Consider the following 16,803-nt stretch of genomic DNA (forward strand, 5'->3'; position numbering starts at 1 on the left):
AGCCACCGGTCTTACATCCCTGGAGAGCTTCACGATCGCGCGGCGATCGCGAAGCTTCTCTAGATCCTTGATTTTGCCGCATTTTCTACGCCGAGCCGGTATCCACCTCGTCGGAAAATGCTCTAGCCCATCAAGACGGAGCATTGCGGGATATGGGAATCCTCGTCGGCCTTCTCATCGCCATCGGCTGCATGCTCGGCGGCTTCGTGGCCATGGGCGGCCACCTGATCGTGATCTGGCAGCCCTGGGAGTTCGTCATCATCGGCGGCATGGCGGCCGGCACCTTCGTGATCGCCAACCCGATGAAGACCGTGGTCGATTCCGGCAAGGCGACCATGGAGGCGTTCAGCGGCAAGGGGCCGAAGCGCAAGGACTTCCTGTCGCTGCTCGGCCTGATCCACGCCCTCCTGCGCGAGATCAAGACCAAGCCGCGCAACGAGGTCGAGACCCATTTCGACGATCCGGCGAATTCCGAGATTTTCAAGAACTACCCGGACGTGACCAAGGACCAGGGCCTGGTCCTGTTCATCTGCGACTATTGCCGGCTGATCCTGATCGGCGGCGCCCGCTCGCATGAGATCGAGGCGCTGATGGAGGAGGAGATCGGCACGCACAAGAAGTACGCGCTCAAGCCTTACAACGCGATCAACACGGTGGCGGAGGCGCTGCCGGCGCTCGGGATCGTCGCGGCGGTGCTCGGCATCGTGAAGGCGATGGGTGCGCTCGACCAGTCGCCGCAGATCCTCGGCGGCCTGATCGGCGCAGCCCTCGTCGGCACCTTCTTCGGGGTGTTCGCCTCCTACGGCGTGCTGGCGCCGCTCGCCATCAAGGTGAAGGGCGTGCGCGAGAAGCAGTGCTCGGTCTACACCATCGTGAAGCAGAGCCTGATCGCCTACATGAACGGCGCCCTGCCGCAGGTGGCGATCGAGCACGGCCGCAAGGGTATCGCCGCCGCCGACCGTCCGACCATCGACGAGGTCGAGGCCGCGACCGTGCCGGGCGCCCAGAACCGCGAAGCGGCCTGAGAGCCGGGACACGCGAGCCATGACCAGCCTCTCCGACCAGACGATCCTCAAGAACCCCGCCGACATCCGCGCCCGCATCCAGGAGGCCGCCGGCCTCTCCCTGGACCGGCTGCCGATGCTGCAGCTCATCTTCGACCGCCTGGCCACCGCCTGCGGCGACGGCCTCAAGCACCTCGCCGCCTCGTCGATCCTCTACTCGCTCAACGGCGTCGAGACCGGGCGCTTCGGCGAGTTCCTCGACGCCTACGACGCGAAGGCGGTGGTGGGCATCTTCCAGGCCCCGGCCTGGGACGGCCACATCCTGGTCGGCCTCGACCGCGACTTCGTCTTCACCATGGTCGAGGTGCTGTTCGGCGCCGACGGCACGGAGCAGCCGGTCGACGACGAGCGCGCCTTCTCGGCGATCGAGCTGCGCATCGCCCAGATCGTGCTTGAGCAGGTCGGCCGGGCGCTCGAAGCCTCGTTCGGCCTCGTCTCGAAGACCGCGTTCACCCTGGAGCGCACCGAGACCCGGATGGAATTCGCGGTGATCGGCCGGCGCACCAACAAGGCGATCCAGGCCAAGTTCAACCTCCAGGCGTTGAGCCGCGGCGGCGAGATGTTCATCATCATCCCGCAGACGGTGCTCAACCCGCTGCGCCCGAGCCTTGCCAAGGTGCTGACCGGCGAGACCAGCACCCGCCGCGACCCGCGCTGGACGAGCCAGATCGCCGCCGAGGTGCAGAAGACCACGGTGCACCTGCGCGCCGTGCTGGAGGAGCGCCACCTGAGCCTCGGCGAGATCGCCGGGCTGAAGGTCGGCCAGGTGATCGCCCTCGACGCCACGCCGGCGACGCGCATCAAGCTCGAGGGTAACGACAAGCCGCTGTTCTGGTGCCATGCCGGGCAGTCGCAGGGGGCCTACGTCCTTCGGATCGACGAGGCCATCCAGGACAAGGAAGGGGCGGAGCATGGTCTCGCTGGTTGACGGAGTGCTGCTCGCCGCCCTGGTGGGCACCAATGCCTGCGTGCTGCCGCTCTACCTGAAGCTCAAGCGCCTCGACCGCGCCCAGGCCGAGTACGGCCGGGCGGTCGCGGCCTCCGGCCATGCGCTGGCGAGCGCCGGCGAGGCGGTCCGGAGCTTTGCCGGCGAGGGCCGGGAGATCCTCGAGGCGCTGGGCGCCAAGATCGAGGAGGCGAAGGCGACGCTCGACGCCCTGGAGGCCAGCCGGCGCGCGGCGGCGCCGGAGAGGACGGCGGCCGAGCGCGGGCGCTGAGGGCCGAGCCTCGTCCGACGACACGGTCGGCCGGATCGAGCGCCCGACGCCGCCTCCCCCGATGGCACCGCCATCGGGCGCAGCCGCCCGCGCGTCGATTTCGCCGCATCGCTTGAACCAAACGGTATGATTTTCGTCGGATCGTAGAGGTCCCGCTGCGTTCCCTGCGGGCCGCGGCGGGGCGGGACGGCGCCCGGCCCGGGCGGCCGGGCACGGCGCATGTCCCGGCCTCGGCGAGGAGAGGCCGGCATCGCCGCAAGCCTCGGATCAGCTTGGGGCTTTAGGACTGTCAGCAACACGTCGAGACCCGCACGCGAGCCCGCGATGAGCACCAGCCCCTTCCCCGATGCCGGCGCCAGCCCCGCCTTCCCGAGCCAGGGATCCCAACCCGGGTCGGCCGAGGACGGGCGCAACCTCGATTCGATCCTGCGCATCCCGGTCCTGGTGCAGGTGGTGCTCGGCTCGGCCACCATGCCGGTCGCCAACCTGATGAAGCTCGGCCGCGGCGCGATCGTCTCCCTCGACCACCGGGTCGGCGAGCCGGTCGACGTGATGGTCAACGGCCGGGTGATCGCCCGGGGCGAGATCGTCATCGTCGAGGAGGAGAATTCCCGCTTCGGCGTCTCGCTGACCGAGGTGGTCGGCCCGGCCGACGCCGCACAGAACGGCTGATCGCGTGAACTTTGCGGCGTCCCCCCCGGCCCTGCGCAGCGGCTCCCGCCAGCTCGCGCCCGTCGACCAGGTCGCGACCTTGCTCCTGGCCATGGGCAAGCCCGCGGCCGGGCGCCTGCTGAAGTACTTCGAGCCGGACGAGATCAAGCGGATCACCCACTCGGCCTCGCGGCTCGGTGCGGTGAGCCCCGACCTGCTCGACACCGTGGTCGAGAGCTTCGCCGAGGAATTCGCCAGCGGCTCGAGCCTCGTCGGCACGGTGTCGGAGGTCGAGAAGCTCCTGACCGGCCTGCTCCCGGCCGACCAGGTCGCCGACATCCTGGCCGACCTGCGCGGCAACGCCAACCGATCGGTCTGGGAGCGGATGGCGACGGTGTCGGAGACCTCGCTCGCGAGCTACCTCGTCAAGGAGCACCCGCAGACCGCGGCCCTGATCCTGTCGAAGGTCAAGCCGGCCATCGCCGCCAAGGTGATGGGGCACCTGCCGCTGCCGGTGCGCAACACCGTGATGCGGCGGATGCTGAGCTTCAAGCCGGTGACCGACGACGTGATGCAGGCGGTCGAGCGCGCCCTGCACGAGGACTTCCTGATCAACGGCTCGCGCAATTCCGGCGCCGACACCCACGCCAAGATGGCCGACATCATCAACAAGATGGATCGCCAGCAGATGGACGAGGCACTGACCAGCCTGTCCGATACGCTGCCGAAATCGGTCGAGATCCTCAAGGGCCTGCTCTTCACCTTCGACGACATCGTCAAGCTGGCGCCGCGCGCGCGCACCACCCTGTTCGACGCGGTGCCCAACGACCGCCTGGTGCTGGCCCTCAAGGGCACCGATGCCGAGTTCCGCACCGTGGTGCTGAGCGCGCTGTCGGCCCGCGTCCGCCGGATGGTCGAGCACGAGCTGAACGGCGGCGAGCCGGCCGCCCAGCGCGACGTGATGGAGGCGCGCCGCAGCATCACCGACCTCGCCATGGACATGGCGGGCCGCGGCGAGATCGAGATCAACCCGGGAGGCGAGGATGAAGCCCTCATCCGCTGAGCGGCGCACGATGACCGGGGCGATGTCGGGCCGGCGGTTCGTCGCTCCCGCCGGGGCGGGGCCCGCGCTCCGCGCGGCGTCGCATGTCTGACGAGACCGACCAGGAGAGCAAGACCGAGGCCGCCACCGAGCGGAAGGTGCGCGACGCGATCGAGAAGGGCGACGTGCCGTTCTCCCGCGAGGCCCCGGTCTTCGCCTCGATCCTCGGCCTCCTGGTCTGCCTGAGCCTGGTGGTGCGGGGGCAGGCGGCAGAGCTCGCCCGGGACCTCTCCTCGTTCCTCGACCATCCGGGGGGCTTCTCCCTGGCCTCGGCCGAGGACGCGCTGACCCTGATGCAGGCGACCGGCTTCGCCCTCGCCCGTTTCCTCACGCCGATCCTGCTGGTCCTCTCCGGCTTCGGCCTCGTCGCTTCCCTCGCCCAGAATGTCCCGAGCCTCGTCACCGACCGGATCGCCCCGAAATGGAACCGCGTCTCGCCGGCCTCGGGCTGGGGACGGATCTTCGGCCGCTCCGGCCAGGTCGAGTTCCTGAAAGCCGTCCTTAAAGTCTCATCGGTCAGTCTCGTCGTCCTCCTGCTCCTGCGCTCGGAACAGGCCAAAGCCGTGAGTGCCATGTTCGTCGACCCGAGCCAGCTCCCCGAGCTGATCCTGACGACCGCGATCCGCCTGGTCTCGGCCGTGAGCATCGCCACCATCGTGATCGTGGCGGGCGACCTCGTCTGGGCGCGCCTGCGCTGGCAGCGCTCGCTCAAGATGTCGCGCCAGGAGATCAAGGACGAACACAAGCAGATCGAGGGCGATCCGACCGTCAAGGCGCGCCTGCGCTCGCTCGCCCAGGACCGCAACCGCAAGCGGATGCTCGGCCAGGTCGACCGCGCCACCGTCGTCATCGCCAACCCGACCCATTTCGCGATCGCGCTCCGCTACGAGCCCTCCGAGGGCCCGGCACCGATCGTGCTCGCCAAGGGCCAGGACCTCATCGCCCTGCGCATCCGCGAGATCGCCGAGCAGAAAGGCATCCCGGTGATCGAAGACAAGCCTCTCGCAAGATCGCTGTACGATGCTGTCCAAGTCGACCAGATGATCCCTGCGGAATTCTACCGCGCGGTCGCGCAGATCCTGTTCTTCCTGTTCGCGAGACAACGATGATCCCTCACGACCACGATCTCGCGCAGGCCCGGCCGATCTCCCGGGACGTGATCGCGGCGGCCGAGGAGGTCTTCGCGACGACGCTCCGCGACTTCATCACCGAGTTCTGCCTGCTCGACGGCAGCGTGCTGATCGGCTGGGTGCGGGGCGAGCGCCACGGCAACATCGCCGACCTCGTCGCCTCCTCGGCCGAGCCGTTCTTCAAGCACGCGACCCTCACCTATGCCGATGCCGCCGACGTCTGCCTCGACTGGGGCCGCTCGATGCAGGTGGTGCTCGACATGGAATTCGCGGCCAAGCCCGTGACGGTGTTCTTCAAGCTCGTCCTCGACGGCTGCTTCGTCGGCGTGGCGATCCAGCGGATCCTCGCCGAGGAAGGCCCGCCCCTGCACCTCGACACCTTCGCCCGCGCCCTCTCGGAAGCCCGGCTCTCCTGACGAATCGGTGCCCGGTCCGACCTATCAGAGATACCCGCGACCTGCGCTCCGTTCCTTGATTCCGCCGCAATGTCCGCCGCTGCCCGAGGATTCTCCGGCAACCGGGAGCGGGCACGGAAAGAGGCGCGAGATCAATATCTTGAGGCCGAATCAGCCGTGTCCGCCTCCGGCCGGGCTAACCCCCGTCTAACGCGTCCGTCCGCACACACCCCCGGGGTTTCCTAAAAAAGTCCTGCGAAGCGGGCTTGCTGCGGTGCGGCGGTCATTGACCCGCCGCAGCCGCCCGGACATGAATTCGGTCAGGGCAAATCGGACGCCGATGGAATTCGGGCCGGCGCGGGCTTCGTCATGCGTCGGACGACCCAAGGTTCCGGTCGGTACGGCAAGATGGGCGCAGGTCGGTGCGGCACGGTCCGGCCGGGCTCGATGAGGGTGCGACAGATGTATTTCTTGGTTGATGCCAGGAAATCGGTGAATGCGGGCTTCAAGGCCGGGTTCGACAGGGAAGGAGTATCTTCCTTTTCCCTTTCTCCCGAGGAGTTCACAAGCTGGATCGAATCGGCCTCCCGCAGCGACCTCGACGCGGTGCAGGGCTTCCTGCTGGGTGATTTCGACGAGCGTGCCCGCTGCGCCAGCACGATCCGTCGACAATCCCGCGCCCCGATCATCGCGCTGGCCGATTCGCGCTCGCTGGAGCAGACCCTGGTGCTGTTCGATGCCGGCATCGACGACGTACTGCCCAAGCCCGTCCATGTCCGCGAGATCCTGGCCCGGGCCGAGGCGATCTGGCGCCGGGTCAACGGAGAGGCGGCGCAAAGCCCCGAACCGGCCCCCGCCACGCCGGACGAACTGCCGGGCGCCCCTGCCGCGCAAGGCCGGGGACCGGAGCGCCTGAAGGTGTTCTTCGACGGGCGCGACCCCGAGATCGACGGCGTGCCGCTGTCCCTGCCGCGGCGGGAGCGGCACATCCTGGAGTTCCTGGTGCGCAACCGCGGCCGGCGTGTGACCAAGAGCCAGCTCTTCAACGGCGTCTACGGCGTCTACAGCGACGGCGTCGAGGAGAGCGTGGTCGAGGGCCATGTCAGCAAGCTGCGCAAGAAGCTGGCGCAAGCCCTCGGCCACGACCCGATCGAGGCCAAGCGCTATATCGGCTACACCTATGTCGGGTGAGAGGCGTCCACCCCGCGCTCCCGGGCACCGCGTGGTTCCGGCATGACGTAGCGGACGGCCCTCTTCCCGGGCATCCGCGCAAAATACCGACGGCTCGCAACCTCCTCGTCGGCCCAACCTTTCGGTTGCAGAACGCCCTTTACTCTCAGAACGTCCCTTACTTGCAGAAATTCCTTTACTTGCAGAAATTTTTGGCCCCCGGCGTCCACTGGCCGAATCCGGAAGCCACCATGTTGGCGATCACCCGGCAGACATACTGCTTCTGGGCCGGGTTGTTGTTCGGACCGGCGTGATAGCGGGCCACCGCCAGGGTCCAGCTGCCCTCCCGGGCCTTCAGCTCCTTGAGGAAGACCGTCGCGTATTCGACGTTCTGGCGCGGGTCGATCATCGCCTCGAGCGAGGCGAACTTCGCCCGGTGATAATAATGGTTGATCTGCATGCAGCCGAGATCGACCAGGCGCACGCCGCTGGCCTGCGCCTCGCCGAGGCGCCGGATCACGTCGGCGGCGTTCGTGCCGAAATAGGCCTTGCCGCCGATATTCATCGCATAGGGCTGCAGCGAGCCGCGGTTGCCGCTCTCGGTCAGCCCGACGGCGTAGAGCATGCCCAGCGGCACGCCGTGGCGCGCGGCGGCCTGCGCCATCTGCTGCTCGCAGACGTTGCCGGTCGCGGGCAGCGGCGCCTTGGCGGCCCCGGAGACCGTGGCGGCGGCCTGCGCGCCCGAGACGGCGCCGAGGGCGGCGCTAAAGGTAAAGACCGCCGCGGTCGCGATCGCCGGTACGCGCATCATCTCTCTGCTCCATGGTCCGGCGCCCGCCTTCCTCTGGCGCGTCGGGGGTGCGGCGGGCCGGCTGGTCCGGGCTCGCGCCGCCCTGCTGCTGCCCGCCCGCGAAGGACGGCAGGGATTGGCCGCCGCCTGGCGGCGCCCCTTGCGGCGACGCATCGGGCTGGCCCGGCAGGCGGCCGGCCTGCACCGTGACGAGATCGGGCTGGTAGCCGGCCTCGCGCACCAGGGCGCTCAGGAGCCCGCCGTCGCGCCGCAGGAGATCGGCGGTCTCCTCGCGCTCGGCCCGCAGGCTCATCTCCAGGCGGCCATCCTGCAGCCGCATCCGGACCAGGACCTGGCCGAGCTCGGCCGGGCGCAGCTGCAGCGTCAGGAGCCGCACCGGTCCGTCCGCCTGGGCGGCGGCGCTCCAGGCCGCCGCGACCGCCCCGGCTCGGACCGGGGTGGGATCGGGCAGGGTCGCGGCTCCGGTCGCCACCGCATCGGCGATCTGGCGCAGGGTGGTGAGGGGCAGGGCCGCCGGGGCATGGGCCGGAATAGGCTCAGCCGCGGAGACGGGGGCGGACACGCTCGCCGCCGCGTCCTCGGCCCGGCGCTCGCCGGGCGTGGCCGGGGCGGCGATCCTGGTCTCGGAAACGGATTTGATCTCTTGATGCGGCTTGGCGTCCTGCGGAGCCCTGGCGTCCTGCGGAGCCCTGGCGTCCTGCGGAGCCTTGGCGTCCTGCGGAGCCTTGGCGTCCTGCGGAGCCTTGGCGTCCTGCGCAGCCCTGGCGTCCTGCGGAGCCTTGGCGTCCTGCGGAGCCTTGGCGTCCTGCGGAGCCTTGGCGTCCTGCGGAGCCTTGGCGTCCTGCGGAGCCTTGGCGTCCTGCGGAGCCTTGGCGTCCTGCGGAGCCTTGGCGTCCTGCGGAGCCTTGGCGTCCTGCGGAGCCTTGGCGTCCTGCGGAGCCTTGGCGTCCTGCGGAGCCTTGGCGTCCTGCGCAGCCTTGACGTCCTGCGCAGCCCTGGCGTCCTGCGCAGCCCTGGCGTCCTGCGCAGCCCTGGCGTCCTGCGGAGCCTTGGCGTCCTGCGGAGCCTTCGCGTCCTGCGGAGCCTTCGCGTCCTGCGGAGCCTTGGCGTCCTGCGGAGCCCTGGCGTCCTGCACGGCCTTGACGTCCTGCAGAGGCTCCGCCTCCGGCGACGGCCTGGCATCGGATGCCGGCGCGGCGGATGTGGCTCCTCCGTGCCGCAGCGGCTCCGCCGTCCCGGCCAGGCCGGATGTCTTCGGTTCGGAGGCCGTATCGTCCGGAGTCCCGGCAGCCTCGAATGACGGCGCGCCGCCCGCCGCGGCGGGCATCGCAGCCGGGCGGCCGGTGGCCGGCGTGCTCGTTTCGGGCCGAGGCGTGGCCGCCGCCACGCGATCTGCCGGGACCGGCGACGCCGCACCCGCAGGCGGCCCCGTCACGGCCGCACCCGGCGGGAGAGTGGCGCCCGGCACGGCGGGGGCTTGGTCGACGGAGGCCTGGCGGGCGGGCGGCGGCGGCGTCGCAGCCTGGCTCGCCTGGACCGGATCACCGGCCGATCCGTGCTGCGGCATCGCGGGCTGCGGCGATGCCGCGGCCACGGCCTCCTGAAGCGAGGGGCCGGCCGCGGGGCCCGCCGCCTCGCGCGGGCCCGGGACGGGGGGTGTATCGGCCGTGACCCGATCCTCGGCGGCACCGGGAGCCGACTCGCCCCTCGGTGGCAGCGCCGTCGCGGCGGCAGGCGGCGACGCGGCCGGCATGGGAGCGGCAAGGACAGGTGCGGCGAGAACGGGGGCGACAGCGACCGGCGCGGGAGCCGACGGCGCAGCACCCGATCCAGTGGCCGGAGAACCCGTCGTCGCGGTGGCGGCCGGGCGCGCCGCAAGGCTGGGCGTCGCGACAGGGGCGAAATGCGTCTCCTGCGCGATAACGGTCATGGCCGGCCGCGTCGCAACGACCGACGCGACCGTGTCGACCTCGAATCCCGACGCTCGCGACGGCATCGCGGCGGTGGGCGTGCCGGCCGCGGCCGGCGGCGCGATTGGGGCCGGCAACGGGATCGCCGCATCGGTGCGGGTCGGCCACGGGACGGCAGCGAGCGGAGCCGCATCGGCCGGAGCGAGATCCGGTGCGGTCTCCGGGTCGGGGGCGGCGCTGTCCTGATCCGGGACGGCTGCGGCGATCCTGGGGCTCGGCGCCGGATTCGGGGCCTCCGCCACGGCGCCCGACAATGCGGGGTGAGGCGCCGCCTCCCGCTTCGATCCGGCGGCCGACGCCTCCCGCGACGCCGGGCTCGGCAGGGTTGCGAGTTGCGGAGCCGTCGGCGGCACCGTCGGGAGAGATTCCGGGACTGCGAGCGGTGGGGCGAGCGGGGATGCAGGCTCGGCGACCGTCACCCGGGCGGCAGGCGGCGGCGCGGCTGGGGTGGCGGGCGCTCCAGGCACGGCGGCGCCCAGCCCTGCCGGGGCGTTCGCGGCCGGGCCCGGCGCGGGAATCCGGCCGGCGGCCCGCTCCATCAGGGCGGCGAGGTCGGCGTCGCCCGGACGGACGGACCCGGCAGGGACCACGCCGGCGAGGAGCGCGCCCAGGGTCGCGGAACGCGGGGACGCATCGGCGCGCGCGGAAGCGGTCTCGGCGGCCGGACCGGTGCCGGCCTCGGGCGGGGTCGCGGGTGCGGGGCGCTCGCCCTTCTCGAGGAGCCCGAGCACGGCATCGAAGCCGGCACCGGAATTCTGAGGGGTCGGGTCGCCGGCATTGCGGGCGCCGTCGAGGCGCGGCCGCGGGCCCGTCAGCATCGCGTCGAGGGGAGTCACGGGTCGGTCCTGTCGATCATCCGGTCGACCTGCGCGAGCGCTTCGCGCGCCCGGGCGATCGACGCGGCCTCGGGAATCTGGCGCTTGCCGTCGGCGGGGGCGGCCTCGGCGGTCGGTAGCGGGGGCTCCACCGCGGGTACCGGCGGTGCGCCGCCGCGGATCTGGCGGGCGGTGGAGAGGGCGGCCTCGAGGAGGGCACGGTCGGGCGCGTCGAGCCCGGCCCGGTCGACGGCGCGCAGGCCCTCGAGCCCGTCCTCGTAGCGCCCGTCGACCACGATCAGGGCGGCGGCGCGGTAGAGCCGGGCCCGGGCGGCGGCCTCGCTGTCGGGCGAGGCGAGGCTGAGCGCCCGCTCGGCCGCGAAGGTCGCGGTCTCGCGCCGTCCCTGGTCGAGCCCGGCCCGGGCGACCAGGAGATAGAGGTCGCGCCGCTCCCCCGGCTCGATCTCGTCCAGCATCCGCTCCAGCCGGTCGACGCGCGCGCGGTCGCTGTCGAAGTCGAGGCGGGTCAGCGCCGTGGCGAAGCGCTGGCGGAAATTGCCGGCATAGACCGAGCGGCGGAACCGCCGCAGGTACTGGATCGACAAAGCCTCGAAGCGCCGGGAATCCCCGCCCTGGGCGTGGATGAAGATCTCGCGGCGCAGGGCCCCCTCCTCCACCAGGGTGCCGGGGGCGAGCAGGCGGGCGAGGTCGAGAAGCTCGATCGCCTTGCGCGGGGCCTCGCGCACGGTGACCGCGGCGAGAGTCAGGGCGAGCTGGCCGGCGAGGCCGGGGGGCTGGCTGCGCGGATCGAAGCGGCCGAGCAGGGTCCGGGCCTCGCGCTCGCGGCCCTCCAGATAGGCGAGCGCGCCGCGCACCAGGGCCGAATCGTCCTCCGACAGCTTGGCCGCCTCGCGCATCCGCCGCAGGACCGCCGGACCGCCGCCGCTGAGCGCGAAGGTCACCGCCGCCCGCACGTTCTCGGGCGCTGCCCACGTGTCCGGATCGAGGGCGAGCAGGCGCTGCTCGATATGGCCGAGGAGCTGGCGCTGGGCGAGATGGGCCTGGGTCGAGCCGCGGGCGATCCGGTCCTGCAGGAGCTGCAGCGTGCGCACCAGCTCGACCGGCAGACCGCGGGGCGCCACCGGCAGCGGCTCGATGGGCTTGGCCGGCGCGCCGTGGCCGCCATGGCCGTCCCCTCCCCCGCCATGGGCATCGGCGGCGGGCGCGGCATGGCCGTCGCCGCCGCCATGGCCGTCCCCGGCGGCGCGGGCCGGCAGCGTCGTCAGGAGACCGGCGGCGAGGAGAAGTCCGGCCGTCGCGAGGCCGGCTTTGCGGCGGCGGCTCATTCGGGCAGCCCCCGGACCAGGATCTCGATGCGCCGGTTCTCCGCCGCCTTCGGGTCGGCGGGGTTGCGCGGCTGGCGGTCGGCATAGCCCTCGATGCGCTCGATCCGGGACTCGTCGACGCCGCCGCGCACCAGCATGTAGGAGGCCATCTGCGCCCGGGCCGTCGAGAGGCGCCAGTTGTCGTAGGTGTCGGAGCGGAACGGCCGCGCATCGGTATGGCCGCGGACCACGATGCGGCCCGGCCGGCTGTTGATCACCTTGGCGATCTTCTCGATCGCCCGCACCACCTTCGGCGTCGGCTCGGCCGAGCCGACGCCGAACATGCTGAAGTCGATCTCGTCGGTGATGCTGATCAGGATACCCTCGCCCGAGCGGCGCACCTCGACCTTCGGGGTCGGCGTGCCGGTGGTGGCGAGCGGCGCCACCGCCTTGGCGATCTCGGCCTTCATGGCGGCGACCGCGGCGGTCTCGGCGGCCTTCTCCTTCGTCGAATCCTTCGGATCCCTGGCAAGATCCTTGGCCGCATCCTTCGGGGCGTCCGCGGGCGCCGGCACCTTGAGGGCGGCCGACTTCGCGGCGTCCTTGGCGTCCTTCGCCGGATCCTTGGGGGTGAGCGGCAGCCCGTCATCGGCCGAGGCGACGCGGGTGGGCGCGTCCTTCGGGTCGCGCGGCTTGGCCGCCGCCACCTGGCCGGCGGCGTCGAGGCGGTTCTCGGACGGGGCCGAGACCGCGGTGCCGACCTTGCCCGGCCGCTCGGTGCGGTGGCGCGGCAGCGGCTCGACCTGCCAGTAGAGCGGATCGAACGGATCGCGCGCCGCGTCGCCGCCGCTGATGCCGGGCTGGCCGGATTCGACCGCGGCCGCGTCGGAACTCGCCGTGTCGCCGCGCTCGCCCTCGGAGGCGAGCCGCGCCAGCACGGCGTAGGGGTCCTGGAACAGCGCCGATTCCCGCGCCCGGCTGCCCGGCGCGGCCTCGCTCGCCTTGTCGCCGGCCTTGCCCTCGCCCTTGCCTTCCCCCTTGCCCTCAGCCCCCTTGCCCTCGGCCTTGCCGCCCTCGGCACCGGGCTCGGAGGGGGTGTCGTGGGGATCGCGCAGACCCTTCTTGTCGTGGGTGACCTCGGCGAGCTTCACCGGGTTGAAGTACTCGGCGATGGTCTGCTTCTGCTCCTTGCTGGTGGAGTTGATCAGCCACATCACGAGGAACAGCGCCATCATGGCGGTCATGAAGTCGGCGAGCGCGATCTTCCACGCGCCGCCGTGATGGCCGTCCTCGTGGTCGCCGTGCCGCTTGATGATGATGATTTCCTGGTGGCCTTCGGACATCTCAGGTCTCCGCCACCGCCGCCGCGATGAGGCGCGTCCAGGCGCCGAGCTGGGTATCGATCACGGTCTGGTCGGCGCTCACCTGCACCTCCGCGATCTCCGCCGTGGTGAACGAGACGGAGGCCGAAAGCGGCCCGAGGCGGGCAGCCAAGGCCGCCAGCAGGTCTTCCGGGCCGCTCACCCGGATGGTGGCCGCCTGCGGCTCGGCCAGCAGCCGCGTCAGCGCGCCGCTCAGCTCCGTCACCGCCTGGCGGCGCAGGGCGTCGGTCAGGACCGGCACCAGCAGCCGGGCGATCCGGTCCGACAGGGTCGCGTCGAGGGCGCGGAGCGCCGCCGCGAAGCCGTCGGCCAGGGCCTCGGCCTCGGCCTCGCTCCAGTGCCGGCGCGCCTCGGCGAGGCGGGCTTCCGCGGCTTGCGCCGCCCGGAGGCGGGCGATCTCCGCCTCCTCCCGCGCCTCGGCCAGGCCCTGCTGCCGGCCGCGCTCCTCGGCGGCGGCGAGCAGAGCGGCGCGCTCCTCCGGCGTCTCGCGCTTGGGCGCGGCCGGCTTGACGAAGGGCGAGGCGACGGCCGCCGGCTCGGCCGCGGGCGGGGCGGCGAGGGCCTGGGCCGCGATGGCGGCCAAGACGGGGGGCAAGACGGGGGGCAGGCCGGACGAGGCGGCGACGGGGGGTATCACGATCGAGGGCGTGTCGATCGAGGACTTGACCGGACGCGGCAGCAGGCCGTCCTGCCAATCCGCCGGGGGGCCGTCGAGCAGCCCGGCCGCCGGACGTTCCGTCGCCGGACGTTCCGTCCGGGCCGGCTCGACCCGGATCGCGTCCGGGGTCTCGGGGACGGGGATGGGTGCGCGGGGGGCCCGGGCGAGGCCGGCCCAGGGGTCGCCGAAGGCCGGGGTCGACGCGGCCTGGGACGGAACCGGCGCGGGTGCGAATTCCGGCAGGTAGCGGGCGATCGGCGCGTCCATCACGCCATTTCCTCACGCATCAGCCAGCGCTTGAGGATCGCGGCGACCTGCTCCTCGTCGAGGTCGATCAGCTGCTCCAGGCGCTTCTGCGGCGAGTTCTTCGCCTTCTCGGCCATGTCCTCGATGAGGCTCGCCATGGCGGGCATCCCGTCGGGGCCGGCGAGCGCCGCCTGGCCGGGCACGGCGCCCGGCAAGGCCTGTCCGGGAGCCGGCAGGGCGCCGGCCTCGGCCATCGCGGCGCCCGGTAGCGCCGCGGCACCCGCCGCCTCCAGGGCCGCGATCTCGGTCTGGGCGGCTTCCGGCGGCGCCAGGATGGCGCGGAGCGCCGGGCGCAGGCCGAACCAGATCAGCAGACCCGCCACCACCAGGATGGTGGCCGCGTTGATGAGGGTCGCCGACTGGCGCATCATCACGTCGGCGATGCTGAGCGGCGGCACCGGCTCGAGGGCCTGGCCGTCGTTGATGAAGCTCACCGCCGCGACCTTGACCGTGTCGCCGCGATCCTTGCTGGCGCCGGCCGCCGAGGCGACGATCTGCTCGATCTCGGCGATCTGCTTGTCGAGGTTGACGGTGGCGGCGTCCTTGTCCGTCTGGCCGGCCTGCGCGGCGAGGCGCGAGCGGTTGACCAGCACCGCGACCGAGAGGTGCTTGACCGCGTAGCCGTCGCTCACCGTCTGGACGACCTTCTGGCCGATCTCGTAGTTGGTGAGGTCCTCCTTCTTGGAGGTCTCGTTGCTGGCAGTGTCGTTGCCGTCCGAACGGGTGCGCTGGTCGGGCAGGTTCTGCTGGGCGGAAGTCGGCCGCTGGGCGCTGCGGTTCTGGCTGTTCTCGTTCTCGCGCGTCGAGCGGACCGAGCGGGCGACCTGCTGGTCGGGGTTGTAGATCGTCTCGCTGGTCGAGGTCTTGTCGGTGTTGAGCTGGGCCGCGACGCTGACCTCGAAGTTGCCCAGCCCGAGATAGGGGGTCAGCGCCCGGCGGATGCGGTCCTGCACCTCGTGGCTCATGTCCTTCTCCAGGCTCGCCATCTTGCCGGTCGGGGCCTGGCCGCCGTCGTCGCCCGACAGGAGCAGCGTGCCGTCGGCGCCGATCACCGTGACCCGGTCGGGCTTCATGCCGGGGATCGCCGAGGCGACGAGCTGGCGGATCGCCTGGGCGCCGCTGCGGTCGTCGGCCGGCTCGGTGCGCACCACCACGGAGGCCGAGGGAGGCTGCTGGTCGCGCCGGAACGAGCCGCGCTCCGGCAGCACGATGTGGACGCGCGCCGCGCGCACGCCCTTCATGCCCTGGATCGTGCGGGCGATCTCGCCCTCGAGCGCGCGGACCCGCGTCACCTCCTGCATGAACGAGGTCATGCCCAGCGACCCGAGGTCGTTGAACAATTCGTAGCCCGACTTCGAGCTCTGCGGCAGGCCCTTCTCGGCGAGCAGCATCCGGGCTTGCGCGGTATTGCCGTAGGGCACCAGCACGGCGGCGCCGTCGGCGCTCACGTCGAAGCGGATGCCCGCATCCTTGAGCACGCCGCCGATGCGCGCCACGTCTTCGCGGGACAGGCCGGTATAGAGCGTCTCCTGCGCCGGCCGGCTCAGGTAGTAGGCGCCCAGGCCCACCGCCAGGAACACCACGAGGCCGATGAGCCCGAGCGCGGCGAGGCGCCGGGGGCCGAGTTCGACGATGTTGCTCCAGAGCCTTTCGGCTTGCTCGCGACCGGACATCTCTTTTCGCCAATCCCGTCCCAGCGCAGGCGACACTGCCTCATCGCTCTCTTGACGCCCCTGCCTTGTGCGGAGGTTGCGCGCCCCTTGTGCGCCGGCGCACCCGGCGGCGGACCGGTCGGTTGACGGCTTCGATGATGATCGTCATCAATACAAACATGACGGCGGTCATGAAAAACCGCCGATCCGGAGCACGACCCAGGAGCTTTGCCATGAGTGACCAGACGCCCGCCGCCCTGATCACCGGTGCCTCGTCCGGCATCGGAGCGACCTATGCCGACCGTCTCGCCCGGCGCGGCCATCCCCTGGTGCTGGTGGCGCGCGACGCCGCCCGGCTCGAGGCCCTCGCGACGCGGCTGCGGTCGGAGACCGGCGTCGCGGTCGACGTGCTGCCCGCCGACCTCACCGATCCATCGGGCCTCGCCGCGGTCGAGGCGCGCCTGCGCGACGATGCGGGACTCGGGCTCCTCGTCAACAATGCCGGCGCGGCGGCGCCGGCAGGCTTCGCCGACCCCGACCTCACGCCGCAATACCGCCTCGTCGACCTCAACGTGGTGGCGCTGACGCGGCTCGCCGGCGCCGCCGCGCAGGGGTTCCTCGTCCGGGGCAGCGGGGCGATCGTCAATATCGGCTCGGTGGTGGCGCTCGCGCCCGAGTGGCTGCCCGGCGTCTACGGGGCCACCAAGGCCTACGTGCTGACCCTGTCGCAGGCCCTCCGGTCGGAGCTGGGGCCGCGCGGCCTCTACGTCCAGGCCGTGCTGCCGGCCGCGACCCGCACGGAAATCTGGGAGCGCTCGGGACGGGCGGTGGAGAGCCTGCCGGGCGTGATGGCGGTCGGCGAACTGGTCGATGCCGCGCTCAAAGGTTTCGACCGGCGCGAGGCGGTGACGATCCCATCCCTGCCGGACGAGGGCCAGTGGGAGGCCTTCGAGGCCGCACGCCGGGCGATGGTGCCGAATTTTTCGCAAGAGCACGCCGCCGCGCGCTACCGCGACTGACGATGAGACGGCGCCGCGATTCGCCCGGGGTAAGACGAGTCCTGGGTTTGCGGATCGCGCGCCGTCCGGCAATGGAGCAAAACGGAATTTCGCCTTGCAACGGCTTCCCATGGGGAACGCCCGATGCAATCGACCG

At 71.8% G+C, this 16,803-nt stretch carries 15 protein-coding genes; 9 read left to right on the forward strand and 6 right to left on the reverse strand.

From position 1 onward, the window contains the following. Positions 1-152: 152 nt before the first annotated feature. The 8 genes from motA (at position 153) to HBB12_RS28080 (ending at position 6,750) form a co-directional block, all read left to right on the forward strand. Positions 153-1,025: a flagellar motor stator protein MotA gene (gene motA / locus HBB12_RS28045; protein ID WP_060848193.1), complete on the forward strand. Its 873-nt coding sequence runs from the start codon at positions 153-155 to the stop codon at positions 1,023-1,025. A 19-nt stretch (positions 1,026-1,044) separates the two neighbouring features. Further along, entirely contained in the window at positions 1,045-1,992 is a 948-nt protein-coding gene (locus tag HBB12_RS28050; RefSeq protein ID WP_236992371.1) for a flagellar motor switch protein FliM, read from the forward strand. After that, positions 1,976-2,281 carry a hypothetical protein gene (locus HBB12_RS28055; protein WP_236992372.1) on the forward strand — a complete coding sequence of 102 codons (306 nt, stop codon included), beginning with the start codon at positions 1,976-1,978 and terminating at the stop codon, positions 2,279-2,281. The genes HBB12_RS28050 and HBB12_RS28055 overlap by 17 nt, the downstream gene beginning before the upstream one ends. Before the next feature lie 324 nt (positions 2,282-2,605). Continuing rightward, positions 2,606-2,953, forward strand: a complete 348-nt coding sequence (gene fliN, locus HBB12_RS28060; RefSeq protein WP_236992373.1) for a flagellar motor switch protein FliN — start codon at positions 2,606-2,608, stop codon at positions 2,951-2,953. Between the two features lie 4 nt (positions 2,954-2,957). Further along, complete coding sequence (locus HBB12_RS28065) at positions 2,958-3,995, forward strand: flagellar motor switch protein FliG (protein ID WP_236992374.1); 1,038 nt, start codon at positions 2,958-2,960, stop codon at positions 3,993-3,995. Positions 3,996-4,078: 83 nt separating this feature from the next. Beyond that, positions 4,079-5,143, forward strand: coding sequence for a flagellar biosynthesis protein FlhB (gene flhB / locus HBB12_RS28070; protein WP_236992375.1), 1,065 nt, complete (start codon positions 4,079-4,081; stop codon positions 5,141-5,143). Beyond that, positions 5,140-5,580, forward strand: a complete 441-nt coding sequence (locus HBB12_RS28075; RefSeq protein ID WP_236992376.1) for a BspJ family T4SS effector nucleomodulin — start codon at positions 5,140-5,142, stop codon at positions 5,578-5,580. The genes flhB and HBB12_RS28075 overlap by 4 nt, the downstream gene beginning before the upstream one ends. Positions 5,581-6,021: 441 nt before the next feature. Continuing rightward, positions 6,022-6,750, forward strand: coding sequence for a response regulator transcription factor (locus HBB12_RS28080; RefSeq protein ID WP_236992377.1), 729 nt, complete (start codon positions 6,022-6,024; stop codon positions 6,748-6,750). Between the two features lie 175 nt (positions 6,751-6,925). On the opposite strand, the gene HBB12_RS28085 is transcribed toward HBB12_RS28080, so the two are convergent. The 6 genes from HBB12_RS28085 to fliF are packed head-to-tail and all read right to left on the reverse strand — an operon-like array spanning position 6,926 to position 15,669. Beyond that, a complete protein-coding gene (locus tag HBB12_RS28085; RefSeq protein WP_236992378.1) occupies positions 6,926-7,540 on the reverse strand; it encodes a transglycosylase SLT domain-containing protein in 615 nt (204 codons plus the stop codon). After that, positions 7,494-10,346, reverse strand: coding sequence for a flagellar hook-length control protein FliK (locus HBB12_RS34330; protein WP_272913304.1), 2,853 nt, complete (start codon positions 10,344-10,346; stop codon positions 7,494-7,496). Before HBB12_RS34330 ends, HBB12_RS28085 begins: the two co-directional genes overlap by 47 nt. After that, positions 10,343-11,671: a chemotaxis protein gene (locus HBB12_RS28100; protein ID WP_236992379.1), complete on the reverse strand. Its 1,329-nt coding sequence runs from the start codon at positions 11,669-11,671 to the stop codon at positions 10,343-10,345. The genes HBB12_RS34330 and HBB12_RS28100 overlap by 4 nt, the downstream gene beginning before the upstream one ends. Next, entirely contained in the window at positions 11,668-12,993 is a 1,326-nt protein-coding gene (locus HBB12_RS28105; protein WP_236992380.1) for a MotB family protein, read from the reverse strand. The genes HBB12_RS28100 and HBB12_RS28105 overlap by 4 nt, the downstream gene beginning before the upstream one ends. 1 nt (position 12,994) lies before the next feature. Continuing rightward, positions 12,995-13,957, reverse strand: a complete 963-nt coding sequence (locus tag HBB12_RS28110) for a hypothetical protein (RefSeq protein ID WP_236992381.1) — start codon at positions 13,955-13,957, stop codon at positions 12,995-12,997. Next, positions 13,957-15,669: a flagellar basal-body MS-ring/collar protein FliF gene (fliF, locus tag HBB12_RS28115; RefSeq protein WP_236992382.1), complete on the reverse strand. Its 1,713-nt coding sequence runs from the start codon at positions 15,667-15,669 to the stop codon at positions 13,957-13,959. The genes HBB12_RS28110 and fliF overlap by 1 nt, the downstream gene beginning before the upstream one ends. A 212-nt stretch (positions 15,670-15,881) precedes the next feature. On the opposite strand from fliF, the gene HBB12_RS28120 reads away from it, so the two are divergent. Then, complete coding sequence (locus HBB12_RS28120) at positions 15,882-16,667, forward strand: SDR family NAD(P)-dependent oxidoreductase (RefSeq protein ID WP_236992383.1); 786 nt, start codon at positions 15,882-15,884, stop codon at positions 16,665-16,667. Positions 16,668-16,803 lie beyond the last annotated feature (136 nt).

Source organism: Methylobacterium sp. SyP6R, assembly GCF_019216885.1.
Classification (GTDB): Bacteria; Pseudomonadota; Alphaproteobacteria; order Rhizobiales; family Beijerinckiaceae; genus Methylobacterium.